Source organism: Providencia sp. PROV080, from assembly GCF_033688105.1.
Lineage (GTDB): Bacteria > Pseudomonadota > Gammaproteobacteria > Enterobacterales > Enterobacteriaceae > Providencia > Providencia zhejiangensis.
Genome location: NZ_CP096347.1, coordinates 13,765 through 39,111 on the forward strand (window position 1 = coordinate 13,765; position 25,347 = coordinate 39,111).

23 protein-coding genes are annotated in these 25,347 nt (G+C 52.1%); all 23 read left to right on the forward strand.

Features of this window, described 5'->3' with window-relative positions:
• Nucleotide 1: 1 nt before the first annotated feature.
• Complete coding sequence (mobH, locus tag M1F03_RS18875) at nt 2-2,980, forward strand: MobH family relaxase (RefSeq protein WP_001337757.1); 2,979 nt, start codon at nt 2-4, stop codon at nt 2,978-2,980.
• Nucleotides 2,977-4,842 (forward strand): conjugative transfer system coupling protein TraD, encoded by a 1,866-nt coding sequence (traD, locus tag M1F03_RS18880; protein ID WP_000178856.1) that lies wholly within the window; start codon nt 2,977-2,979, stop codon nt 4,840-4,842. The genes mobH and traD overlap by 4 nt, the downstream gene beginning before the upstream one ends.
• A 49-nt stretch (nt 4,843-4,891) precedes the next feature.
• Nucleotides 4,892-5,437 carry a hypothetical protein gene (locus tag M1F03_RS18885; protein WP_000228720.1) on the forward strand — a complete coding sequence of 182 codons (546 nt, stop codon included), beginning with the start codon at nt 4,892-4,894 and terminating at the stop codon, nt 5,435-5,437.
• Complete coding sequence (locus M1F03_RS18890; protein ID WP_000743450.1) at nt 5,394-6,023, forward strand: DUF4400 domain-containing protein; 630 nt, start codon at nt 5,394-5,396, stop codon at nt 6,021-6,023. The genes M1F03_RS18885 and M1F03_RS18890 overlap by 44 nt, the downstream gene beginning before the upstream one ends.
• Before the next feature lie 47 nt (nt 6,024-6,070).
• The gene (locus tag M1F03_RS18895) at nt 6,071-6,247 is read left to right on the forward strand and encodes a hypothetical protein (RefSeq protein WP_169342285.1); all 177 of its coding nucleotides are present in this window, start codon (nt 6,071-6,073) and stop codon (nt 6,245-6,247) included.
• A gap of 241 nt (nt 6,248-6,488) precedes the next feature.
• Nucleotides 6,489-6,866, forward strand: coding sequence for a hypothetical protein (locus M1F03_RS18900; protein WP_000869261.1), 378 nt, complete (start codon nt 6,489-6,491; stop codon nt 6,864-6,866).
• Nucleotides 6,866-7,528: a hypothetical protein gene (locus M1F03_RS18905; protein WP_001231463.1), complete on the forward strand. Its 663-nt coding sequence runs from the start codon at nt 6,866-6,868 to the stop codon at nt 7,526-7,528. Before M1F03_RS18900 ends, M1F03_RS18905 begins: the two co-directional genes overlap by 1 nt.
• 180 nt (nt 7,529-7,708) lie before the next feature.
• Nucleotides 7,709-7,852: a hypothetical protein gene (locus tag M1F03_RS18910; RefSeq protein WP_001275801.1), complete on the forward strand. Its 144-nt coding sequence runs from the start codon at nt 7,709-7,711 to the stop codon at nt 7,850-7,852.
• Nucleotides 7,853-7,863: 11 nt separating this feature from the next.
• The gene (locus tag M1F03_RS18915) at nt 7,864-8,229 is read left to right on the forward strand and encodes a hypothetical protein (RefSeq protein ID WP_001052531.1); all 366 of its coding nucleotides are present in this window, start codon (nt 7,864-7,866) and stop codon (nt 8,227-8,229) included.
• Nucleotides 8,230-8,373: 144 nt separating this feature from the next.
• Complete coding sequence (gene traL, locus M1F03_RS18920) at nt 8,374-8,655, forward strand: type IV conjugative transfer system protein TraL (RefSeq protein ID WP_000805625.1); 282 nt, start codon at nt 8,374-8,376, stop codon at nt 8,653-8,655.
• Entirely contained in the window at nt 8,652-9,278 is a 627-nt protein-coding gene (locus M1F03_RS18925; protein WP_001049716.1) for a TraE/TraK family type IV conjugative transfer system protein, read from the forward strand. The genes traL and M1F03_RS18925 overlap by 4 nt, the downstream gene beginning before the upstream one ends.
• Complete coding sequence (locus tag M1F03_RS18930; protein ID WP_000794249.1) at nt 9,262-10,179, forward strand: type-F conjugative transfer system secretin TraK; 918 nt, start codon at nt 9,262-9,264, stop codon at nt 10,177-10,179. Before M1F03_RS18925 ends, M1F03_RS18930 begins: the two co-directional genes overlap by 17 nt.
• Nucleotides 10,179-11,492, forward strand: a complete 1,314-nt coding sequence (locus M1F03_RS18935) for a TraB/VirB10 family protein (protein ID WP_024131605.1) — start codon at nt 10,179-10,181, stop codon at nt 11,490-11,492. The genes M1F03_RS18930 and M1F03_RS18935 overlap by 1 nt, the downstream gene beginning before the upstream one ends.
• A complete protein-coding gene (gene traV, locus M1F03_RS18940; protein ID WP_000793435.1) occupies nt 11,489-12,067 on the forward strand; it encodes a type IV conjugative transfer system lipoprotein TraV in 579 nt (192 codons plus the stop codon). Before M1F03_RS18935 ends, traV begins: the two co-directional genes overlap by 4 nt.
• Nucleotides 12,068-12,145: 78 nt before the next feature.
• Nucleotides 12,146-12,463, forward strand: a complete 318-nt coding sequence (gene traA, locus M1F03_RS18945) for a TraA family conjugative transfer protein (protein ID WP_064754699.1) — start codon at nt 12,146-12,148, stop codon at nt 12,461-12,463.
• A gap of 200 nt (nt 12,464-12,663) precedes the next feature.
• Complete coding sequence (locus M1F03_RS18950) at nt 12,664-18,195, forward strand: Ig-like domain-containing protein (protein ID WP_272572966.1); 5,532 nt, start codon at nt 12,664-12,666, stop codon at nt 18,193-18,195.
• 148 nt (nt 18,196-18,343) lie between these two features.
• Nucleotides 18,344-19,051 (forward strand): DsbC family protein, encoded by a 708-nt coding sequence (locus M1F03_RS18955; protein ID WP_001259347.1) that lies wholly within the window; start codon nt 18,344-18,346, stop codon nt 19,049-19,051.
• Nucleotides 19,048-21,495 carry a type IV secretion system protein TraC gene (traC, locus tag M1F03_RS18960; RefSeq protein WP_000637386.1) on the forward strand — a complete coding sequence of 816 codons (2,448 nt, stop codon included), beginning with the start codon at nt 19,048-19,050 and terminating at the stop codon, nt 21,493-21,495. The genes M1F03_RS18955 and traC overlap by 4 nt, the downstream gene beginning before the upstream one ends.
• 14 nt (nt 21,496-21,509) lie before the next feature.
• Complete coding sequence (locus M1F03_RS18965) at nt 21,510-21,827, forward strand: hypothetical protein (protein WP_000351984.1); 318 nt, start codon at nt 21,510-21,512, stop codon at nt 21,825-21,827.
• Entirely contained in the window at nt 21,824-22,354 is a 531-nt protein-coding gene (locus M1F03_RS18970) for a S26 family signal peptidase (RefSeq protein ID WP_001010738.1), read from the forward strand. Before M1F03_RS18965 ends, M1F03_RS18970 begins: the two co-directional genes overlap by 4 nt.
• Nucleotides 22,317-23,582 carry a TrbC family F-type conjugative pilus assembly protein gene (locus tag M1F03_RS18975; protein WP_000621288.1) on the forward strand — a complete coding sequence of 422 codons (1,266 nt, stop codon included), beginning with the start codon at nt 22,317-22,319 and terminating at the stop codon, nt 23,580-23,582. The genes M1F03_RS18970 and M1F03_RS18975 overlap by 38 nt, the downstream gene beginning before the upstream one ends.
• The gene (locus M1F03_RS18980; RefSeq protein ID WP_001337754.1) at nt 23,579-24,250 is read left to right on the forward strand and encodes an EAL domain-containing protein; all 672 of its coding nucleotides are present in this window, start codon (nt 23,579-23,581) and stop codon (nt 24,248-24,250) included. Before M1F03_RS18975 ends, M1F03_RS18980 begins: the two co-directional genes overlap by 4 nt.
• On the forward strand, nt 24,247-25,254 hold the full coding sequence (locus M1F03_RS18985; protein WP_000983283.1) for a TraU family protein: 1,008 nt from the start codon (nt 24,247-24,249) through the stop codon (nt 25,252-25,254). Before M1F03_RS18980 ends, M1F03_RS18985 begins: the two co-directional genes overlap by 4 nt.
• The last annotated feature ends 93 nt before the right edge of the window (nt 25,255-25,347 follow it).

A 25,347-nucleotide genomic window follows, 5' to 3' on the forward strand; every position in this document is an offset into this window, starting at 1 on the left:
CATGCTGAAAGCCCTTAACAAGTTATTTGGTGGGCGAAGTGGAGTGATCGAGACCGCGCCGAGCGCCAGAGTGTTGCCGCTTAAAGACGTGGAAGATGAAGAAATCCCTCGATACCCACCTTTTGCCAAGGGCCTGCCAGTGGCCCCACTAGACAAGATACTGGCAACCCAAGCTGAACTGATTGAGAAAGTGCGGAACTCTCTCGGTTTCACTGTGGACGACTTCAACCGGCTTGTTTTGCCGGTGATCCAGCGGTATGCCGCGTTTGTTCACCTGTTGCCAGCTTCCGAATCACACCACCACCGTGGCGCTGGTGGTCTGTTCCGACATGGGCTTGAAGTGGCCTTCTGGGCAGCTCAGGCATCTGAGTCAGTTATCTTTTCCATCGAGGGGACGCCTCGGGAACGCCGTGACAATGAGCCGCGTTGGAGACTGGCGAGCTGTTTCTCTGGGCTGCTGCATGATGTGGGTAAACCGCTCTCGGATGTGTCCATTACGGACAAAGACGGGTCAATCACATGGAACCCGTATTCGGAGTCACTTCATGACTGGGCACACCGTCACGAAATCGACCGTTACTTTATCCGGTGGCGCGACAAGCGACACAAAAGACATGAGCAATTCTCGCTGCTGGCGGTGGATCGAATTATTCCGGCTGAGACTCGGGAGTTTCTGTCCAAGTCTGGCCCGTCCATCATGGAAGCGATGCTGGAAGCTATCTCAGGAACCAGCGTCAATCAGCCTGTGACCAAGCTGATGCTTCGCGCTGACCAAGAGAGCGTCTCACGGGACCTTCGCCAGAGTCGTCTCGATGTGGACGAGTTCTCCTATGGTGTGCCCGTCGAGCGTTACGTGTTCGATGCCATCCGCCGCCTGGTTAAAACCGGAAAATGGAAGGTCAATGAGCCAGGCGCGAAAGTCTGGCACCTCAACCAAGGTGTATTCATTGCCTGGAAACAGCTTGGGGACCTTTATGACTTGATCAGCCACGACAAGATCCCCGGTATCCCACGAGACCCTGACACACTGGCCGACATTCTCATCGAACGTGGTTTTGCTGTACCAAACACGGTGCAGGAGAAGGGTGAACGTGCGTACTACCGCTACTGGGAAGTTTTGCCTGAGATGCTCCAGGAGGCGGCGGGTTCGGTGAAGATCTTGATGCTCCGACTCGAATCAAACGACCTGGTGTTTACGACTGAGCCTCCTGCGGCTGTTGCTGCGGAAGTTGTTGGTGATGTTGAGGACGCTGAGATTGAGTTCGTTGATCCTGAGGAAGCCGATGACGGTGACGACCAAGAGGAAGGTGAAGCAGCTCTGAACGATGACATGTTGGCCGCAGAGCAGGAAGCAGAGAAAGCTCTAGCTGGCCTTGGCTTTGGTGATGCGATGGAGATGCTGAAAAGCACCTCCGATGCTGTCGAGGAGAAGCCAGAGCAAAAAGATGCGGGACCAACGGAATCATCTAAGCCTGACGCTGGCAAGAAGGGTAAGCCGCAGAGCAAACCGGGCAAAGCAAAACCGAAGAGTGATACGGAGAAACAACCCCATAAACCAGAGGCAAAAGAGGATCTGTCCCCTCAGGACATTGCCAAAAACGCACCACCTTTGGCAAACGACAATCCGTTACAAGCACTCAAGGATGTTGGGGGTGGACTGGGGGACATCGACTTCCCGTTTGACGCATTCAACGCATCGGCAGAGACAACCAGCACTGACGCAACAAACTCAGAAATCCCAGATGTGGCAATGCCCGGAAAGCAAGAGGAGCAGCCAAAACAGGACTTCGTTCCACAAGAACAAAACTCCCTGCAGGGCGATGACTTTCCAATGTTCGGTGGTTCTGATGAACCGCCATCATGGGCGATTGAGCCGCTCCCTATGCTGACTGACGCACCAGAACAACCAACGCACACGCCAGAAATGCCGCATACGGACAACGTTAATCAGCATGAGAAGGACGCAAAGACCTTGCTCGTTGAGATGTTGTCTGGATACGGGGAAGCATCGGCGTTGCTTGAACAAGCGATCATGCCTGTTTTGGAAGGTAAAACGACGCTGGGCGAAGTCCTATGCCTGATGAAGGGGCAAGCCGTCATTTTGTACCCGGATGGCGCTCGGTCGCTGGGTGCGCCGTCAGAGGTTCTCTCGAAGCTGTCCCACGCCAACGCGATTGTTCCGGACCCGATTATGCCAGGTCGCAAAGTTCGTGATTTCAGCGGAGTGAAGGCAATTGTACTGGCGGAGCAGCTTTCAGATGCAGTCGTGGCGGCCATTAAGGATGCCGAGGCGTCAATGGGTGGATACCAGGATGCCTTTGAGCTCGTCTCTCCCCCTGGCTTGGATGCAAGCAAAAATAAGTCTGCACCGAAACAACAAAGCCGAAAAAAGGCGCAGCAGCAGAAGCCTGAGGTTAATGCCGGTAAAGCCTCGCCTGAACAAAAGGCGAAAGGTAAGGACTCCCAGCCACAGCCGAAGGAGAAGAAGGTCGATGTTACTTCTCCGGTTGAAGAGCAACAGCGCAAGCCGGTCCAAGAAAAACAGAACGTGGCTCGCCTTCCTAAGCGGGAGGCTCAACCGGTGGCTCCTGAGCCCAAAGTTGAGCGTGAGAAGGAATTGGGACACGTCGAGGTGCGAGAAAGGGAAGATCCAGAGGTTAGGGAGTTTGAGCCGCCTAAGGCGAAAACAAACCCGAAAGACATCAACGCGGAAGATTTCTTGCCGTCTGGTGTTACGCCTCAGAAAGCACTCCAGATGCTCAAGGACATGATCCAAAAACGCTCGGGCCGATGGCTCGTGACACCTGTCCTGGAAGAGGATGGCTGCTTAGTAACCAGTGACAAAGCCTTCGACATGATTGCCGGTGAAAACATCGGCATCAGCAAACACATCCTCTGCGGGATGCTGAGCCGGGCACAGAGACGCCCTTTGCTCAAGAAACGTCAGGGAAAATTGTATTTAGAGGTAAATGAAACATGACAATGAGTTATGACCCGCTCGCCTACGAGATGCCGTGGCGGCCCAACTATGAAAAAAATGCTGTAGCAGGCTGGCTTGCCGCCTCCGGCGCGGCTTTGGCCGTAGAGCAAGTCAGCACGATGCCGCCGGAGCCATTCTATTGGATGACGGGGATCTGTGGCGTGATGGCGATGGCTCGTTTGCCCAAGGCTATCAAACTTCACCTGCTCCAAAAGCATTTGAAGGGGCGTGATCTGGAGTTTATTTCCATTGCGGAGCTCCAAAAGTACATCAAGGACACGCCGGACGATATGTGGCTTGGTAGTGGGTTCCTGTGGGAAAACCGCCATGCCCAGCGCGTGTTTGAGATCCTGAAACGCGACTGGACTTCCATCGTAGGGAGAGAGTCCACGGTCAAAAAGGTTGTCCGGAAGATACAGGGTAAGAAAAAGGAGCTGCCAATCGGCCAGCCCTGGATTCACGGGGTAGAGCCCAAAGAAGAGAAGCTGATGCAGCCACTCAAGCACACTGAGGGGCATTCGCTGATCGTTGGGACCACCGGCTCGGGCAAGACCCGTATGTTCGACATCCTGATTTCACAGGCCATTCTGCGTGGGGAAGCCGTGATCATCATAGACCCGAAAGGGGATAAGGAGATGCGGGACAATGCCCGACGTGCCTGTGAAGCTATGGGGCAGCCGGAAAGATTCGTCTCATTTCATCCAGCATTCCCGGAAGAGTCGGTGCGTATCGACCCTCTGCGTAACTTCACCCGCGTGACTGAAATCGCAAGTCGTTTGGCAGCGTTGATCCCGTCCGAAGCAGGGGCCGACCCGTTCAAATCATTTGGATGGCAGGCACTGAACAACATCGCTCAGGGCTTGGTCATCACTCATGATCGTCCCAACCTGACAAAGCTCCGCCGATTCCTTGAAGGTGGCGCTGCTGGCTTGGTCATCAAGGCCGTTCAGGCTTACTCAGAGCGAGTTATGCCCGACTGGGAGGCAGAAGCAGCGGCTTACTTGGAAAAAGCCAAAAACGGTTCGCGTGAGAAGATCGCTTTCGCGTTGATGAAGTTCTACTACGACATCATCCAACCTGAGCACCCGAACTCTGACCTGGAAGGCTTGCTGTCGATGTTCCAGCACGACCAAACCCACTTCTCCAAGATGGTGGCGAACCTCCTGCCGATCATGAATATGCTGACGTCCGGGGAGCTAGGCCCTCTGCTGTCTCCAGACTCATCTGATCTGAGCGACGAACGCCAGATCACCGATTCCGCAAAAATCATCAACAACGCTCAAGTTGCTTATCTGGGGCTCGACTCCCTGACCGACAACATGGTTGGTAGTGCTATGGGGTCCATCTTCCTGTCAGACCTGACAGCGGTTGCCGGTGACAGATACAACTACGGCGTCAACAACAGACCCGTAAATATCTTTGTTGATGAGGCTGCCGAGGTGATCAACGACCCGTTCATCCAGCTCCTGAACAAAGGTCGCGGTGCGAAACTTCGTCTTTTCGTTGCAACTCAGACTTTTGCTGACTTCGCAGCTCGACTGGGTAGCAAAGACAAAGCGCTCCAGGTGTTGGGGAACATCAACAACACGTTTGCTCTGCGTATCGTCGATGGTGAAACCCAGGAGTATATCGCGGATAACCTGCCGAAGACCCGGCTCAAGTACGTCATGCGGACTCAAGGCCAGAACTCGGATGGCAAGGAGCCCATTATGCACGGAGGCAACCAAGGGGAGCGTTTGATGGAGGAGGAAGCTGATCTGTTCCCAGCCCAGTTATTGGGAATGCTTCCGAACCTGGAATACATAGCCAAAATTTCAGGCGGAACAATCGTAAAAGGCCGTCTGCCCATATTGACCCAGTAAGAGCAGAGCTATGTGTGACAAGAAGTATAGAGATTACGAGGTAGCCATCATGGTCGATGTGAACCCTTTCGACAGGGTTATGAATGAATTGAAAAGTCGTGGCCGCAAGAACGCTCACATCCTGAGCATCCTCCAATTCGACTGGCCTGCATCGGAGGCCATCATCGAGAAGCTGAGCTGCTACATCACAGACGGGATTAAGGCTAATCAGGAGCCTGTGATTTACCCGATCATTGAAGAAGCTCTGCATCGCTACAGCCAGCTCGTGTTTCATGAGCAGAGAGAGAAATATGAAGACCCGGCCAGAATTGGGGCATTTCTGGAAACCCTGATCACCGAAACCTGCCGGGCGTTGGAAGTGCAAATTGTCGATAGTGGCGGTGATTCATGGTCTGTCGATTCAGGAGAGTCGTTCTCACTGTGGCTTTCTTCCCATCCAGGAGAACTATCCATTAACCCGCAGCCCCATGAGGATGAGACCTCTTTGCGTGGCTTGCTGTATGAGCTCATCACCTGTGAGAGCGTGAAAACTGTTTTAAGGAGAACCGACTATGAAGAAGCCGTGGTTGCTGGTCGCATGGCTGCTGGTTATTGAGTTGCTGGCAATATTGCTGCTGATCCCTGGCGACTGGACAGACAGAGCCATCAAAAGGGAATCCGTGCTGGTGGAACAGAGTCTTGGTGTCGAAGCAAGAGACTGGATACAGAACAAAGCATCTACCTGGTTCAGGTCGAGCGTTATTGATTCAGGCTTCTATGAGGGGATGTACCAAACGCTGATCCCATCAGAAGAGGAGCGCCAGAAGTCCAAGGGGATGCAGGATATGGGCAAGGGCTGGTTTGTGTGGGTCAAAGGCCGCATGGAAGCCTTTGTCAACGTCATTTACCAGTTCTACACACGGTTGGCGCTGTTAGCCGCGTGGGCTCCCTATATGCTGATCCTGTTCGTACCTGCGGTATATGACGGGATGATGACATGGCGAATTAAGCGGACCAACTTCGATTATGCGAGTCCGGTTCTCCATCGTTATAGCGTTCGCGGAACGATGTACCTGATGGCCGGATTGTTCATCGCGTTCTTCATCCCCATAGCGCTCGATCCGGTTGTCATCCCGATGACAATGATGACGTGCTGTGTCCTGGTTGGCCTGACGTTCGGCAACCTCCAGAAACGGGTATAGGGAGGGAGGATGAGCTACTCCGTTATAAATCAAGATGGGGTGCATCTGTGCGACATCCCATTGAACGTCTACCAGGTGATACGTCGCCAATCCTTGTCTGCGTTGTGGCTTTACTGGGCGCAGAGCTTGAATTTGGTGAAGGTGCTCATTGCTTGCGTCGGAAAGATGATCTTTGTGATGCCGGTAATGTGGTTCTGGGTGCTGGTGGTGTGCCGCTTGGTTGAACCAGAACGTATCTCAGACGTGCCAGGACTTATCTCTCCGGACGTGATCGGGTGGGCCGCTGGTGCGGCCATCACCCTCATTATCTATTCCGTTTTTACACGCCCAGCTTTGTACGGATACCACAACTTTTTCAAGCAGCATATTTGCTCAAGAGTAAAGCAAGTAACGCCGGAACTCAGAACAGTCACTGGGCCACTGTTCTTTTACCGAAACGAAATTGGAACGATATAGAGAGGAACCATGAAAGTAACCAATAAACTCAAACTGCTGGCACTGGGGCTGTGTATGGCCGGTACTGCCATCGCGGCTCCTGATGTGCTCAATGACGACGCAAAGCTCAAGAACCTTGAGAAGGTGTGTCCCGACTGTAAGATGGTGGCAAAAGATGTACTCAATCTGCGGGTTGAAAACTGCCAGCTCAAAGACACTTCCAGTGCAATGATGATTGGCACCATGCAAAATGACCCTATGTTTTCGTTTATGCTGGCAGTACACACAGCGGCAGGCTCGGAGGCATACAAAACGGTAGTTGGTGCCGCTGGCAACCATGTTGACTGTGAAAACCCGTTGAACTGGATCAAGCTGACCCAGCAAGCGATTAAAGGAGGCAAAGTCTAATGCGTAAGAGAGATTTCTTTTTTGGAGAGGTGTATGAGGGGGGTGCAGGAGCCACTCTACGACTGAGTGATATGGAACCATTGGCAAGAAAAGTGTCGGCAGAGTTCTTCACTGCACAACTGAACCGTATGCTGAAAGAGCATGACGGTCAGTTGACGCTCAGCGATGGAACGTCGTACCCCAGCTTTTGGAGCTTCATCGACAAGGTTGTTCCAGAGCAGGTTGGTTTCGTGGAGATCTACGCTCGGCAGGATGTTAACGATAATGTTGAAGCGACACTGGCGTGTGACATCGTTTTGGTAAATGGTGTGATCACCGTTAAACCTCACTGGTGTGCTTACAAAGACATCAGGGCTGACGAAGTGATTTCCACCTTACTGGTGCCTTTGCATTTGAAGGCTCTCCAGGGTAAGGCTTACATTCGCTGGGATGATGGTGAAACCGAACCTCTGTTACAAAACGACGACTATCAGGCTGAACTTGAAAATGTGTTTAGTGTTTCCAAGTACCCATCAGCCATGAGCTGGGGCGATACAGCAGACCAGAAGGTTAAGCAGTACAAGATGGACCTTGAGTGCGCCACAGATGTTGGTTGTCGAGGTGTCTCATCAGAGCAAGCATGGGATGCTTATCGAGAACTCCGTTACAATAGAACAGTGTGAAACAAGCGGCCATTGGCCGCTTTGAACTTTCACATGTGAAAGTTTTTCGCCTCCCGCTCTTATCATCTCCTCGAATAAACCTCCATAAAGTGCCCAAAATGGGCCGTAACAGCACTGTTCCTAGATTGATCAATTAAGAGACGATTACTCCGTGATGACGACAAGTTATTTGGAGGGTCTATGTCCGCACAAGCTCACGTCAGAGAAAGCGAAAGCTCATCTGGTTCATTCATCTCCTGGCAGTTCCTTGTCTGGCAGGTGATGTTCGTTATAGGTGTTGTTGCAGGGATGAACCTGGAACACGCATTCAATTTTCTAGGTTAATGGGAGGAAGTGTGAACCTTAATAAACAATTTTTCTGGTTTTTGATGAACGCGGTGCTGATGTGCATCTTCATCGTTCCAGTGGCCGTCGCGTTTTGGCTGTCTGCTTTTGCGGCAGGTTTTGACTGGAGTCAGTGGGTTAAGTTGGCTGCTGATACGGCCAACAGAGCTGCAAGTGACCCGGCCAAGGCTCTGGGCACGGTTCAGACCTACTGGGGCATTCTCAGCTTCTTCCTGCTGGCGGCGTACAGTCTGATGTTCAAGTTTAAAGCCAATGCTAACAAGGAAGTGAAAACTCTGGGGGTGGCCCGACCAGCCAATGAAGTTAGCGTTGCGGCTTCGGAAAAACATTCGGAAGCGGTTCCTCAAAATCAATAACCGATCCAGTAAACGCAAAAAAGGCGGCTTAGGCCGCCTTTTTTTATTTGTCGCTGGAAGTGCCCGAAAAGGGCGCGAAGCCGTGGCAGAAAATCAGTGACCCTGAATGAGAATACAGGCCACTAGGAAAAGAAGAGGGTTGCTATGAAGCCTGTAAAGATACCGCGCCGGGTCGATGAGCCCCCGCATCTGCTGTTGTGGAGCGCAGATGAGTTGGCCCCGATGCTTTTGGGGCTAACGATAGGGGTCATCATCGGTAAGGCCCTGATCTGCTTTCTGGGGGGGTTACTTGTAACCAACCTTTATCGCCGATTCAGGGATAACCATCCGGATGGATACCTGCTCCACATGATCTACTGGGCCGGGTTCATCATGACCAAGGCCAAATCTCTCAAGAATCCGTTTGTCCGGAGGTATTTGCCTTGAACCTGAAAAAGTATCTCAAGACCTGGGAAGGGACCCAAACAGAAAATAAGTGGGGACGAATCTTCCAGGGTGGTCTTATTGCTATCGTTTTCCTGCTGGTGGTCCAAGTATTCAGCAAGGAAACCATCGTCACTATCCAGCCTTTCACGCTCACGGAAGAAGCCTGGGTGACGAAAAATAACGCCTCTCAGTCCTATAAAGAGGCTTGGGGTTTCGCTTTTGCTCAGCTCCTTGGCAATGTGACGCCAGGAACCGTTGACTTTGTGAAAGAACGGATCACCCCGCTTCTCTCCCCGAGCATCTATCAGGACGTGATTGATGCCATCGAAATTCAAGCTCAACAGATCAAGAACGACCGCGTAACCATGCGGTTTGAGCCGCGTTTTGTTGAGTACGAGCCCAAGAGCGACAAGGTGTTTGTCTACGGATATTCCTACGTCAAAGGGGCTTCTTCTAACGAAGAGCGTAGCGAACGCTCCTACGAGTTCGCCATCAAGATTTCAAACTACGCGCCCGTGCTGGACTACATCGACACCTATGTAGGAAAGCCACGCACCAAAACTGTTTTGGAGCAACTCCAGCGCAAAGAAGAAAACCGGAGAAAGCATGAAGAACAACGCTAAACTTTCGCTCCTGGCGCTGTCCTTGGCGCTTGGAACTTCAATGGCCTATGCCTCGGATGACATTCCTGTTGTCCCGGCCAGTGTTATGAAAAAGGATGTTCCTGCCCCTGTGACGTCAGGACAAAGCTCCCATGAGGTTGTGGGCAGCATGAATGAAAACCCCTTACTGACGATGAAGCCGGGGGTTAACCAGATCATCCCGATAGCCGTTGGTCATCCGAACCGAATCGTCACGCCTTTCAGCAATCCTGAGATCGTTTCAACATCTCTGACCGGGGCGACGGATAACGGCCAGTGTGGTGAGGTCTGCATCAAAGAGAATGTGGTCTATGTCGCCACGGATAAGCAGTATCCGGTGACTATGTTCATTACTGAAAAAGGCTCGGAAGCCCAAGCTCTCAGCCTGACGATGGTTCCCCGTCGTATTCCGCCCAGAGAAGTCTTTCTCAAGCTCGATGGTGGTGTAGGTATCACTGGTGCTTTTGCCAATACCAAGGCTGAGACCTGGGAACAGAGCCAGCCTTATGTCGAAACCATCCGGTCAGTATTCCGAAAGATTGCTCTTGGTGAAGTCCCTCAAGGTTACACGTTGAACCGCATCCCTGCTGGTGCTGCGGTGCCGAGCTGCGCTCATCCTGGGGTAAAGGTGGATTTTAGCAAGGGGCAATACATGATGGGCCACCACCTTAACGTGTTCATCGGTGTCGCCCTGAACGTCTCTGATCAGCCTATTGAGTTCAAAGAGGCGTTGTGTGGGAGCTGGGATGTGGCTGCGGTGACTACGTGGCCGCTTAACGTGCTTGAGCCCGGCCAGAAGACGGAGATCTATGTGGCGAAGAAGCAGAAGCGTGGTCTCGCACCAACGTCTAAGCGTCCATCGCTGCTGGGAGGTGCCCAATGATTAAGCGATTTTGGACACAGTTAGACCCCAACAAGAAGCGTTGGGTGTCTATCGCTGGCGGCGTCTTCGTTCTTTTTGCGGTCGTGACAATGTTCTCTGGTGAACCCAAGAAAGAAGAGAAGCGCGGTCGCCAAGAAACCATCAAGCACGTTCTCACAGACAAAAACACCCGTGAGATCGGGATAGATTCGTTGTCTGCCGATGTGAAGATGGTGTCTCGTGAAAACTCCGACCTGAAAAAGGAGCTGGAACGAGTCAAGAAAGAGCTGGAGGAAACCAAAACCACTGCCGGGAAATCCAGTGATGTTGGCCGTGAGATGACCCGCCTTCGTCAAGATTTGGACCGCCTGACCCAGAAGAACATGGAATTGGCTAAGAAAGTCGAAACCGGCGCTGCTGGTGGAAAAACATCCTCTTCATCAGAGGATGCCAGAGCCGATGTTAATGGTGCATCTGGTGGTGATGGTCAGTTCATGGAGAAAAAGCTCGACTACAAAGATCCAGCATCCTTTTTTCGGGACGCACCGCTTCCTGACTCGAAGGGTGGGGCTCCTGCAACTGGCAAGGGAGACGGTCGTGATGCAACTAAACCAGGCATCCAAATAGTGAGCTACTCGCAGAAAGCGCCAGAAGTTGAAGAGAAGGACAACAAGGATGATGAGTCTATCTACCTACCTTCTGGCTCCATCCTGACAGGGGTGCTCATCAACGGTATGGACGCACCAACATCTCAAGGTGCTCGTCGAGATCCGTTCCCTTCGACCCTCAGGATTCAGAAAGAGGCTATTTTGCCTAACCGCTTCCGTGCGGATGTTCGTGAGTGCTTCCTGATTGTTTCAGGCTATGGAGATCTCAGTTCAGAGCGAGCGTACCTGCGTGGCGAGACCTTCTCGTGCGTTCGGGATGATGGGGGGGTCATAGAAGCGAAGCTGGATTCCTATGCAGTGGGTGAAGACGGTAAGGCCGGTGTCCGTGGTCGCGTCGTATCGAAGCAGGGGCAAATCATCGCCAAGAGCTTGATGGCAGGCTTCCTTGGTGGCGTTTCCGAAGCCTTTGACGTCAATCCTGTGCCGGTCGTCAGCACTAACCCTGGCTCAAATACCCAGTACCAGTCTGTGTTCTCCGACCAGATGTTGCAGGGAGCAGCAGTGAAGGGGGCCAGTAAGGCGCTAGATCGCATCGCTCAGTTCTATATCGACATGGCCGAAGGCATCTTCCCCGTTATCGAGGTCGATGCTGGCCGTCAGGTAGACATCATCGTGACCAAAGGAACCAAGCTACAAATTCGTTCCACCGGGGGAACCAAGAAATGAAAAATTTGAACATTTTGACCAGAAAGGGCAGTTCCAGAGGCGAGGCTCAAAAGGAACAGGCAGTAAGATCCGCAAAGATGTTGGGGGTGGGTGCAGCGCTACTTATTTTGTCGGGCTGTTCGACGTTCAACATCGGCAAGGATGAGTATAGCTGTCCGGGAATGCCGAATGGTGTTCAGTGTATGTCAGCGCGAGACGTTTACGCCGCAACCAATGACGGAAATGTCCCGCGCCCAATGAAACCAGAGGAAGTCGAGGCCAAAGCGGAAGCGGATGGCGAAGGTTCCTCAAACGTTTCAGCGAACTCATCTAGCTCCGGAGACCCGGTGATTGACAACTATGTCGCACCGCGTCTTCCGGATCGCCCGATTCCAATTCGTACACCAGCACAGGTTATGCGGATTTGGGTAGCTCCCTGGGAGGACACCAATGGTGATCTCATCGTGACAGGGTATGTCTATACCGAAATCGAACCGCGCAGGTGGGTGATTGGGGATGGCACACCGCAAAGTGAGCCAGTTTTGAGACCGCTGCAAACGGTACAACACGAACCGAAGTCTGAAACAACCAAATAGGAGATGTTCTTGATGAACGCAAATCAGTTGGCGAATGCCTCAAGTAAAAACAACGCACTCTTCCTCTTCCTGGGGTTGATGGTGGTAGCCTTCCTGCTCGTGCCGGATCAGGCCCACGCTGGTACTGGTGGTACAGCGTTTGACGACGTATGGGTAACTCTCAAGGATTGGACCCAAGGTACTTTGGGTCGAATCGTTGCGGGTGCGATGATCCTGGTCGGTGTTGTTGGTGGTATCGCTCGCCAGAGCCTCATGGCTTTCGCTATGGGTATCGGTGGCGGTATGGGCCTGTACAACTCCCCGACCGTAGTGGAATCCATCATGTCTGCTACTCTGGAACATGCAGAGAAGGTCATCCCGGCTGTTGTGCAACTCAGCAATGGCCTGGGGGTGTAAAAGACACCTTGCCGTTAATCAACGGGTGATAGGGGCAGCCTAAAAGCTGCCCTTATTTTTTGGCAAAAAGTCCAGTCATAACAAATTCCAACTATTTCCTTATTTGCTCAAAAAGGGCACTTCCACAGCCCATGTTTATGCACTCCCTCCCGTAACCTCCAGCATTGGGTTCTTGTAACTCAAAACGAATGGAGAATGCGATGATCAATTTCAAGCCTAAAATTCCGGCGATGCTTGGGGCTCTGGCGGTTCTTACCGCTGGTGCTGCTCATGCAGAGCTGCTGGAATACACCTTTAAGGCTCCAGATGGTACGCAACGGTCTCTGACTCCGAATGCCAACTATGCCAACCCAACGGGCAATATCTCGTTTGCCTTGAGTGCCGGTATCGACCGAAAGGTAAAGATTTCGGTGATTCGGTCGGATGGAACAGTGGTTTCGACAGCGACCAGCCACCTTCTTGGGGCTACTGATCGCATCACAGTGGGTGGAAAATCCTACTATGGTGCGGAACTTCAACTACCGGCTCCTTCCGAGGGAGTCTACAAACTAAGGGCCGAAATACTGGCGTCAGACGGAAGTTCCGTTCAGACTGATGAATACCCGCTTCAAGTCGATACGACAGCGCCAAGTTTGGCAAACGTGACAGTAAAAGGGGAATGGAACCGGGCGCTTTCTGATGGAACGCTACTGCGAGGTCCTAACCGATTTTCAGGTATAGATGTGTCTGCATCTGATGCCGGTTCTTCGGTTTCCTCTATACAGGCGTATGCTGTAGATAGCAAAGGCAAGAGGAGTCCTGTTGTCTCGGTTAATTACGCCAACGGCCAAGGCCAGTTTTTGAACTGGAGCACTGTGTTCCCTAATGGGGAGGATCTATATACGCTTCATTTCGAGGCCCTGGATAAAGCAGGGAACAAAGGGTCAATAGCCTATCCTATTGCTTGGGATTCAGTAGGTGCAAAGTCTGGAGAGAATCCTGAGCCAGTAGCAGTGTATGACCCTAAGAACCCGCAGGCCTCAACTTTTAAGGTTAATGGTCAGGCCCTATCAGGTTTTGCGCCTTATCAGAACGGAATGACCATTTATTCCGATACCTACAGGGTGCTCTACCGGATACCCAAAACAAACTCCTATCCTTCTTCACCTTACGGTGCTCAAAGCGGTAACTGGTGTGATTATAAAAACTGTATTGAAGGCAATATCATTGCCGAAGACGGTACATATGATTATCGGCAGACGCAAGCTGATGTATTCCAGCAACATGGGACAAAAACTAAGTCGTTTATTATTTACGACTGGGTTATGAACTCTCTTGGTAATACATCCGTCAGTGTGAAAGCTGATCCATCGGTTAGCTTGGCTCCCATCGGTAAGTATGTTGAATATCTTAGGGATGATGGTCAGTGGGTCCGCGGTGAAACCATTAATATGAGCTCAGTTAACCATTATAAAAAACTGAGATTTCATGTTGAGCCGAGACCTTACGCTCAGGAGTTATGGGGATCTTGGTTGCCTACTACTAAAATTCCGGCAAATGCTTCTTATGCAGAAGTGGATACGGATATATCGTTCAGTGGGCGCTCATGTTCATGGCCTGGATATTGGTCTCGACCGGAAGGGAAGCCTGAACTTCCGTCTGATCGGATTGGGGCAACGTTCTGCTATGACCTTAACCCTCCTGAAATTGCTGGGTTAGAACGAAATGGGCGGATTTTTAAAGCTCATTTCCGTGAGCCTGATTCATTTGACGGTTGGGGTGTTAACCAGTGGGTTATTTCTAACAACTCAAGTGCGTCTGCGATAACCTCGACTGGCGAAGAACGTCCGTTGTCTCGTACTGAAGTTCTTCGTAGTAGCACAAATGATTGGTTTTTCACATTTTCTGCTGAGAATCTGTCAGAGGGCACATATACCGGCATATCTCTCGTAGCTAAAGATGCTTTCGGTAATGAGGTTAAGCAGGTATTCACTGGCTCCCAATATGCTATGAGCATAGATAATTCAGCGCCGACACTAACCGTATCGATCAGTGATGGAGCACCAATCCAGTCTTTGGATGATGTTGTAATCACCTTGACTGATACTGCCGACCCGAGTCCTAAGCTGACCTCTATTGCCCTCGTCGGAGGCCCAGCCGATGACAAGGTGCAGTTGTCTTGGCGTGAGGAGTCGAAAGGTCGATTCCGCCTTGAGTACCCGGTAATGTTCCCGTCTTTGAAGGAAGGGGAATCTTACACGCTGACTGTTTCCGGTGAGGACGCACAAGGCAACGCGGTTCAAAAGGCGGTTGGCTTCGAGTACAAACCGCGTCAGGTGATGCTGGCGGATGGGATGGATGGCAAGGTTATGGTCCCCGCTGTCACTCATGAATTTGTTCATGCAGATGGCAAGCGGATCATCGAGACCAAGCCGCTGACGCTCAGTGATGGTGCTGTCGTGACAGGTTCATACGACGTGTTTGCGACCCTCCGTTCTGATGCGAAAGTGCCGCTGGTGGTGAATGGGGTGCGTATCGAGCCGGGCCAGACAATGGGGATCATGAGCCAACATGATTTCGGTGCGTCAGGTGGTCGTTTGAGCATTCCGGTTAAACCGGCTGTTCCTGATGTGGTCGGCTCTTCCAGTCTTCTTGTCATGACCTCCGCGCCGAACTCACCCATCTTGGTTGTGGACATCAATACCTGGAAAGGGACGGCCAAGCTCTCGGCTGAATCATGGACAATTCGCCAGGTTATTGACCCGGTGAAAATCTATGCCCTGCCAGAGTCGGGTGTGCCTTGCCGGTTCACCACGAAAGAGGATGTGGCTATGGCCGCAGACCCAATTCGTGACCCGGTGTGTTTGCTCCAATGGGACAGAACTCCGGATGAGGCTGAACAAACTACGCAGGACAACAACGGGATGAAAGTTGCCGGGCTGGTGGGGCAGGCTGTGAGCATTGGTGAACAACCTGTCGAATACAGCCTGTACCTGTTCAGTGGTGACGGTTCCAAGGTAAAAGTTGGGTCTGGCTCTCAGAACCTGACGGTAACTACTGCCTATGGCTCTGTTGGTTACACCCCGATTGATGACATTGCTCAGGTGAATCGCGTCATTGAAGACTTTGATGTGAACTTCAAGCAGAGCAAAGGTCCTGATTGTTCAATCACTCTCAGTGCTGACCGTGCGAAAAACGAGGCCGCGAACAAAGCTGTTGGCAGTGCAAGCCGCACCTGTCTGTTCGAGTGGCAGCAGATCCCCGATGGACTGGTCCAAGACCCGTTATCGGAATCTCCTTCGTTGTCAGGTTCCCTGGCCGAGAACGGTGATCACCCTCTGGGGTGGCGGGTAAGTATTTTCACCCGTAACGGCACTCGGGTGACGTTGAACGACGAGACTTTCAATGTCGAAGCGGTTGACCCACCAGCTCCGACCGTTGAACTAGCCTCCGACTACAACTTCAAAGACAACATCTACTTGGTGCCGATGACAGGTAACTACCTGGGTGATGCCATTATCAACTCTGAACGAGCTGATCTGGATATTGCCATATCGCGCAACTCTGATGTTCTTGAGTCTGAGACCTTCACTCCGGGATGGGGTGCCACCAATAAGGTGTATCGCCGCATCAATACCGATGAGCGAGCGTTGTGGGAGGAGACCACCTACAAGGTGAACGCGGCCTACAACAAGGTGCCTGATGTGAAGACTGAGGTTGTCTACCGGGCTATCTCTGCACCTTCTGACAGTATCCGTCCTATCGTTGAAGTTAAAGGTGATACCGCGATTGACACCCAGGCATTGCCGGTTAGGGTTCTCATCCGTGATCAGTACAAACCTGATGGTGACTATGACGCTAACACGATGGGGGTGTGGAAAGTACGCCTGATCCAGCAAAAGGCCTACAACGAGACGGTTGCGCTCACTGATTATGCGGAAGCATCGAACGGTGAAGCTCAGTTCTCAGTAGACCTGTCTGGTGTGGATACTTCCTCCGTCCGTATCGCTGCTGAGGCTGTTCTGGAAAGCCCTGTTGAGGGTTACAACCGCACAGAGTTGTCTATCAGACCTGCCTTCTTGACAGTGCTTCGTGGTGGTGCCATCGGTGCTGGCGTGGAGGCTCGCAAGTTGTCTGGTGAAGCTCCGTTCACTGCTGTGTTCAAGCTATCTTTGGACGACCGTCAGGATCTCCGGGCTACCGGCCAGGTTGTGTGGGAAACCAGTAAGGACGACGGTAAAACCTGGGAGCAGTTCATCCCAGAAGATCGATACAAGTATCAGCTTGTGAAGACCTTCGACAAGGGGGAGTACCAGGTTCGGGCCAAGGTGGTGAACGTCAACTCAGGTGCGGAAAAGTACACCGAAGCGGTCAGTGTTGTCGCTTACGACAAACCTGATATTGCTGTTATCGGCCCGACCACGTTGTTTGTCGGAAGTGAAGGCAAGTACACAGCGAACCTGACGTTGAACGATGAGCCAATCTCCGGTGGCAATGCCATTGTTGAGTGGTCTACTGACGGTGGCAAAACCTACGCGCAGACAGGGGATAGCATCACGCTTTCGAGCGATGAAGAAACCCGATACCGCCTGTGGGCTCGTGTGCGCTCTGCCACTGCACCGGCTGATGACGGCTATGCCTATGAAGTTGCGAAAACGGCAGTTGACTTCCGAGCAGTGAAGGCCCCCCGTCCTTACGTGACAGGGCCGCGAGTCATTGAGACCGGTAAGAAGTATGTGTTCAAAGCCGAAACCAGCCTGCCTTACCGTGGGATGGACGTGAAGCTGAACGGGTTCTTCACGCTGCCTGATGGCTCAATTGTGCAGGGTGATACTGCTGAGTACGTGCCTTCGGACACTGACCTCAACCAGGCTACTGTAGAAACGAAGTACACCACCTGGATCGAAGGATACCGAGATCAGGGTGCAGAAGCCTCGCATAGCCTACGCTCCCGCGTGTGGCAGTATGTATGGCCGAGCTTCGGAATGCAGGTCAGGAAGAACGCTGACGTGGCTCCTGCGACGATCACCGCGTCAGTGCGGCCAATTGCCTTCAACGGCAAGCTGGAAGAACCGACCTACGAGTGGGAGTTGCCGGAAGGCGCAGTGATTCAGGATCAGCGGCAGGATATTGTCCGGTCCTTTGTGATCAATGAGCCGGGCGATTACAACATCAAGGTGACTGTCCGTGATGCTCGCGGCCATGAAACCGTGATCGAGCAACCGCTCAAGATCGGCCAGGCAGAGCCCTATGCTATCGACCTGCAATACTCTGGCTCGAACAAATACGAGCGTGAGCCTCTGGATGTGCTGTTGCGACCGTACATTTCTGGCGGCCACCCACGCGACCGTATTTCGACTCGCGTCTACTCGGTAGATGGTACGCCGTTGGAAAGCAGCGGTTACTACGGCAGAGCAACTCTGGGCGCTGGTGAGCACAGCATCAAGCTGAAAATAACCTCAGAAATGGGGCATGAAGCTGAGGGCGAGGTGAACATCAATGTGGCAGAGAACAAGTTGCCTGCATGTAGCCTGAGCTCACGAGAGACCGTTGGGTCGTGGATCGTTTATGCGAACTGCGAAGATACTGATGGCCGCATGAAGTCCTACGAATGGACCATTGCCGGTGAGTTGCAGAGCATCAGCTCTGATCGAGTGACTATCAGCAAGGGCACCTATGAAACGATGCCGACCATCTCTCTGGTTGGGGTCGATGACTCTGGTGGCAAATCCGAAGCTGTTACCATGAACTAAGGTTCATTCCTCTCAAAGCCCGGTTCAGACCGGGCTTTTTTTTGTATCGCGCTGGAATTGTCCAAATTGGGCTATTACAGAGGCGAGTCTATTTCCCTCCCCCGGATACACTGCCCAGCATCCAGTAATCCAATCTTAGGGGATAGACATGCGGACAAAATTACTCGGGGCGCTGATGGTGTTCGGGATTATTACCGGCACGGCTCATGCGTCATCGAAATTGGAAATCACCGATCCCAGAGCGGCGAAGATAGAGGACATCGTAGAGCTACCCATCAAAGGGGTTCGAGCCGTCCAAAGTGATGGGCAGATCATGTTCCTCTCTGAAAACGGGCGATTTGTTATTTCAGGACAAATCTACGACCTGTGGAGCAAGAAGCCCCTCAACACGATGTCCCAAATGAGGGATGTAGCGGAGCGTATCCACTTCAAGAGCATGGGCATGGATGTGGACACGCTGAACACCGTTTCGATGGGGCGTGGTGACAAAGAGGTGGTGGTCTTTGTCGATCCTAGATGCGCGGTTTGCCATCAGCTCATGGGTGATGCCAAATCGCTGGTGGATGATTACACCTTTAAATTTATCGTGATTCCTGCTCTGGGTGCTGAGTCCAACCGCTTGGCAAAGAACTTGTACTGCGCGAAAGACAAAACCCACGCGCTCGATGCGCTGATGAACAACACCTTGGGTTCCCTTCCTTCAAAAGAAACCTGCGACCCCGGCCAATACGATCAAACGCTGCTGACAGCTCATTTCATTGGGATTGAGGGCGTTCCGTTCGTGGTTGCTCCGGATGGTCGTGTCAGCAAAGGACGTCCGAAGAACCTGAAATCATGGTTGGAGAGTGTTGAATGATCGTAACCATCAAAAAGAAACTCGAAGAAACGTTGATCCCGGAGCACTTGCGAGCTGCCGGGATTATTCCTGTCCTGGCCTATGACGAAGACGATCATGTCTTCCTTATGGATGACCACAGTGCAGGCTTTGGTTTCATGTGTGAGCCCCTGTGTGGTGCCGATGAAAAAGTTCAGGAGCGAATGAACGGTTTCCTGAATCAGGAGTTCCCGTCGAAGACTACGCTCCAGTTTGTTCTGTTCCGCTCCCCGGACATCAATCAGGAGATGTACCGGATGATGGGGTTGCGTGATGGCTTCCGTCACGAGCTGCTGACATCTGTCATCAAGGAACGGATTAACTTCCTCCAGCACCACACGACAGAACGCATATTTGCCAAGACCAACAAAGGTATCTACGACAATGGCTTGATCCAAGACCTCAAGCTGTTCGTTACGTGCAAAGTCCCCATCAAGAACAATAACCCGACTGAAAGCGAACTCCAGCAGCTCGCACAGCTTCGCACGAAGGTCGAATCATCGCTTCAAACCGTTGGTCTGCGTCCCCGCACAATGACGGCGGTGAACTACATCCGGATCATGAGCACCATCCTGAATTGGGGGCCGGATGCTTCATGGCGACATGACTCTGTGGATTGGGAGATGGATAAGCCCATCTGCGAGCAAATCTTCGATTACGGCACTGATGTGGAAGTCAGCAAGAACGGCATCAGGCTGGGGGACTACCACGCGAAAGTCATGTCAGCGAAAAAGCTGCCTGACGTTTTCTACTTTGGTGATGCGTTGACCTATGCCGGGGATCTCAGCGGCGGCAACTCCAGCATCAAAGAAAACTACATGGTTGTGACCAATGTGTTTTTCCCTGAGGCAGAAAGCACGAAAAACACTCTGGAGCGCAAACGCCAGTTCACTGTAAACCAAGCCTACGGGCCGATGCTCAAATTCGTGCCGGTGCTGGCGGACAAAAAGGAGAGCTTCGACACTCTCTATGAGTCCATGAAAGAGGGGGCTAAGCCAGTCAAGATCACCTACTCGGTGGTTTTATTTGCTCCAACCAAAGAACGTGTTGAAGCGGCGGCGATGGCCGCACGAAACATCTGGCGTGAATCTCGGTTCGAGCTGATGGAGGATAAGTTCGTTGCTCTGCCGATGTTCCTCAACTGCCTGCCATTCTGTACAGACCGGGATGCAGTGCGAGACCTATTCCGCTACAAGACCATGACAACCGAGCAGGCGGCTGTGGTCCTGCCGGTGTTTGGGGAATGGAAGGGGACCGGGACCTATCATGCAGCGCTGATTTCCCGCAACGGCCAGCTCATGAGTCTGTCTCTTCACGACAGTAATACCAACAAAAACCTGGTGATCGCAGCCGAATCCGGCTCGGGTAAATCGTTCCTTACCAACGAACTGATTTTTTCCTACTTGTCCGAGGGTGCTCAGGTCTGGGTTATTGATGCCGGTAAGTCCTACCAGAAGCTGTCGGAAATGCTCAATGGCGACTTCGTTCACTTTGAAGAAGGAACGCACGTCTGCCTCAACCCGTTCGAGCTCATACAGAACTACGAGGACGAAGAAGACGCGATTGTCAGCCTCGTTTGTGCAATGGCGTCGGCCAAAGGCTTGCTGGATGAATGGCAAATCTCTGCGCTGAAACAGGTCCTTTCTCGCCTGTGGGAAGAGAAAGGTAAAGAGATGAAGGTTGACGACATCGCTGAGCGCTGTCTGGAAGAAGAAAACGACCAGCGCCTCAAGGATATTGGTCAGCAGCTCTACGCCTTTACGTCGAAAGGTAGCTACGGGAAATACTTCTCTCGCAAGAACAACGTCAGCTTCCAGAACCAGTTCACTGTACTGGAGCTCGATGAACTGCAAGGGCGTAAGCACTTGCGTCAGGTTGTACTGCTCCAGCTTATTTACCAGATCCAGCAAGAAGTATTCCTGGGTGAACGTAACCGCAAGAAAGTCGTCATCGTGGATGAGGCCTGGGACCTGCTCAAAGAGGGCGAGGTCTCGGTCTTCATGGAACATGCCTACCGCAAATTCCGTAAGTACGGTGGCTCCGTTGTCATTGCAACGCAGTCCATCAACGACCTCTATGAGAACGCAGTGGGCCGCGCCATCGCGGAGAACTCGGCCAGCATGTACTTGCTCGGCCAAACCGAAGAAACCGTGGAATCTGTTAAACGTAGCGGTCGTCTGACCCTTTCAGAGGGCGGGTTCCACACCCTCAAGACGGTACACACCATCCAGGGCGTGTACTCAGAAATCTTTATCAAATCGAAGAGCGGCATGGGCGTCGGACGCTTGATAGTGGGCGACTTCCAGAAGCTGCTTTATTCGACCGATCCGGTGGACGTTAACGCCATCGACCAGTTTGTGAAACAAGGCATGAGCATTCCTGAGGCAATCAAGGCCGTGATGCGAAGCCGTCAGCAGGCTGCATAACCAGGGAGACAGTAATGGACATTAAATCAATCGCAATCGCCGCCATTCTCGGTGCCGCTGGTGGCTTCGGCGGTAGCTACTACGTGATGAGCGAACAAACGGCAAGCATCCATCAGCGTTTGAATCAAACCCCGCCAGTGGTCGTGGTTGACTTCGCTAAAGTGGCGTCGGCGTATCCCGCTGGTGCCTCTCAGGAGGAAGTTGAAAGACTGATGGTCAAGACCAATGACGCAATTTTGAAGTTGAAAGACGCAGGTTATTTGGTCCTTGACGCAAGTGCTGTCGTCGGTGCTCCAAGTGACGTGTACCTCCCTGATGAGGTGCTGAAATGAATTTTCCACTCAAGAAGTATTTCGTCAAAAAGGAATCCTGGAAGCGCTTCGGGGTTAAGGCCGGTGTGACACTACTGGTTCTTTGGGCTGCTGGTGCGGCCTTTGCCAGCCGCTACCGTATTGGCATTGATCCACAACAGGAGAAGTGCCTGCCGGGTTACACCTTCTTCCTCATTGATCTGAACGACCAAACTCTGGAGAGGGGAGCTGTTTACGCCTTCCAAGCCAAGAACATGCAGCCTTTCTACAAGGACGGGACTCGCATGGTCAAAATCCTCACCGGTATGCCGGGGGATAAAGTCGAGATCAACGATAAGTGGAAGATCACCGTCAATGGTGATGTCGTCGGAGAGGGGCTCCAGCTCGCAGGGAAACTACATCTGCCAGAGAGCCACTTTTACGGCAAGACCACGCTGAAAGAGAATAACTACTGGTTTATGGGCAAAAGCCCATTCAGCTTCGACTCACGTTACTGGGGGACTGTGAAAAATGATCAGATCATTGGCCGCGCATATCCCCTGTTCTAAGAGCGTTCTGGTGGCGTTGATATTCTCTGTGGCTGGCGGGGCATACGCTCAAGAGTCTCCGCTCACAGAGCAGGATAAGGCGCTTATTGAGAAAGGAAAGCAAATTGCCCAAAAGGCCCAGAAGATGGAAATGCCATCTCTGTTGCAAAACCAACACATGGACGAGGCTCAGGCCGAAGCCAAGGCATTTTTCAAGCAGCTCCAAACTACTAACCCAACGCTCAAGGAGATGCACCGGAAACAGGCTGAAAAGGGTATCTACTCTGACCATCGGATACTGGTTTTCGCCTCGTTGTCTCTTGGCGAACAGGGGTTAGATGACGTCCTAACGGCGGTGTCAGGCCAGCCTGATTCTGTAATTGTGTTCCGTGGCATCCCGGAAGGAATGAACTTGGGGCAGGGAGTTAAAGCTATTCAGGCGCTCGCGGCCAAAAAAGACCCAGTGCCGAACATCATCATCAACCCTACGTTGTTCAAAACGTACAACATCACAGCCGTTCCCACGATTGTGATGCTGGAGGATGAGCCGCTGCCTGGCGAACAACCAAACGTCGTCGCCCAGGTCTCCGGTTTGTCCGACCCGGTATGGTTGGCTCGGGAAGTGGATAACGGAGAAAAAGGCGATCTCGGCGTTAAGGGGCCGGTGGAGAAAATCAGTGAGCCAGACCTTATTGATGTTGCCAAGAAACGCCTTGCCAATATCGACTGGGAAGAGAAGAAGAAACAGGCTATAGAGCGCTTCTGGACCAAGCAGAATTTCAATGAGCTGCCCAGAGCGCCAAAATCTCGAACACGAGAAATTGACCCTAGCGTCATGATCACCAGTGACATCAGCACTCCGGATGGCACTGTGTTCGCTCACGCGGGTGACGTGATCAACCCATTGTGCGATCCGAAGGAAGTTTGCAAGCCTGGAACGCGGCCATTTACCCAAGCGGTCGTAGTTTTCGACCCGCTGGACAAAAAGCAAATGGAGCTGCTCGCCAAGAAGCTGCCTGAAATTAAGCAGGAACCTGGCGTACAACGGATTACCTATATCGCCACAGAGTTCGACAAAGACAAAGGCTGGGATTCCTACAAGAGTGTCACCGACAACTTTGACGCGCCGGTATATCTGCTGACGCCAGATCTGATTACCCGGTTCGAGCTGGAGCACACACCGAGCGTCATTACTGCCAGAGGCAAGAAGTTTGTTGTCCGCGAACTTGCTGAGGAGGGCGGTGAATGATTTTTGCCCCGGCTTTCCAACCAATTAAAGACGTCGGCACAGGTTCGTTTGTCGCTGCTGAGGTACTGGCTCGTTGGTACGACGAAGGCCGGGTTCTTACACCATCCTCTCTGTCATCACCTCCTTATTGGGGGCTGGTGGATATGGAGATGGCACGGTTCATTCAGGACAACCTTCATTATTGCTTGGATCTGTACCCAGCTCTTTTTCTGAATGTCTCTGAACATACTTTGCAATCAGACGTCATTTTCAAAGCGTGGTGGAGGGTTGTCCGCGACATTGCTAAGAATCACTCATCACGGCTTGTCATCGAGATTACCGAGGGCATTCAGGATGCCTCTCTCGCATTGAGATGGGAGGCTCTTACCGAAATAGGGGTTGAGCTGGCGCTGGATGACTATGGAGACAAAAACTCTTCGCTGGAGCGCCTGAGTCGTTATGACTGGCACTATTGCAAGTTTGACGCGAGAAGACTGCGGTCGCTTGAAGACTACTCGGCCATCCTCCACTGCCGCCGAAAAGGCATACAGCTCATTGCTGAGCAGGTGGAGAGCTTCCCATTGGGGGAGAGCGCCAAATTACTTGGACTGTCATGGCAACAAGGTTTCTATCACGGGAAGCCTGCTGTCATGGAGAAACACTTGAATTACGTAAAGGCCTTACCATGATGCAAAAAATTCTACGGGTCATTGCCGTTAGCGCGGTCTTTTGGGTTCGTTCGGTATCGGCTGACCCTGGGTGCCAGAATGCGGAAGTAATCGGCGGAAAACTGATTACTGACATCTGCTGGAGCTGTATTTTTCCCATCAAAGTAGCAGGGGTTCCTATAAGTGGTGGAGGCGGATCATTCCCGAGTGAAGCCGTAAGCAACCCTCTGTGTATGTGCGAGGATAATCTAGGGGTCCCTCGGCCTGGAGTCACCACTTCTATGTGGGAGCCAGCACGGCTTGTTGAATTTCAGAGAGTGCCTGGCTGCTCATCTGTCTTGAATGGTGTCAGGTTCCCGTTTGATAGGACTAACCAAGGGCATCATGGCATGGGAGACATGGATGGTGGTGATGGTTCTTTTATGCACTATCACTACTATGCGTTTCCTCTGTTGGTGATGCTCGATTTATTTATTAAGCAGACCTGTAATGCTGATGGGTATATGGATCTCGACATCATGTACATGTCGGAGCTCGACCCGACCTGGAACAATGATGAGCTCGCTTTTTTTACCAATCCAGAGGCGGCGGCAGTAGCAAACCCAATTGCGGCGGCTGCGTGTACTGCTGATGCTGTCTCATCAACCGCTGGAAAACCTTTAAAACAGCTTTTCTGGTGTGCTGGTTCATGGGGCACCCTGTATCCATTTAGTGGCAACCAGAATGGTGGAAAAGGTGTTATCCGCGATAGCAGTCTTCTTAGCACAAGGGTTCTGGCTGCTTTGCATCGCCGGGGGTTAGCGTGGAAGACAATGGGTTCTGAGGCTATGTGTAGAGGTGTTATTAGCCCAACACTACCCAAAACGCAGTACAAATTCACGCTATTGCATCCGGTTCCAGAGACAAACTCATCTCACGTAATTGGCGAATCCACTCTTACGTGGGGTCTGGCGCGAACTATACCGGCAATTGGGCAAGACCCTATTTACACCATCTGGCGATGGAATGATTGCTGTAACAATTGAGCAGACCCTAACGAATTTGCACGGGCATTTTAGATTATGCCCCAAAAGGGCCACTACACGTACAGGTGGCCCTTGTCTTCTCAGATAGCATGG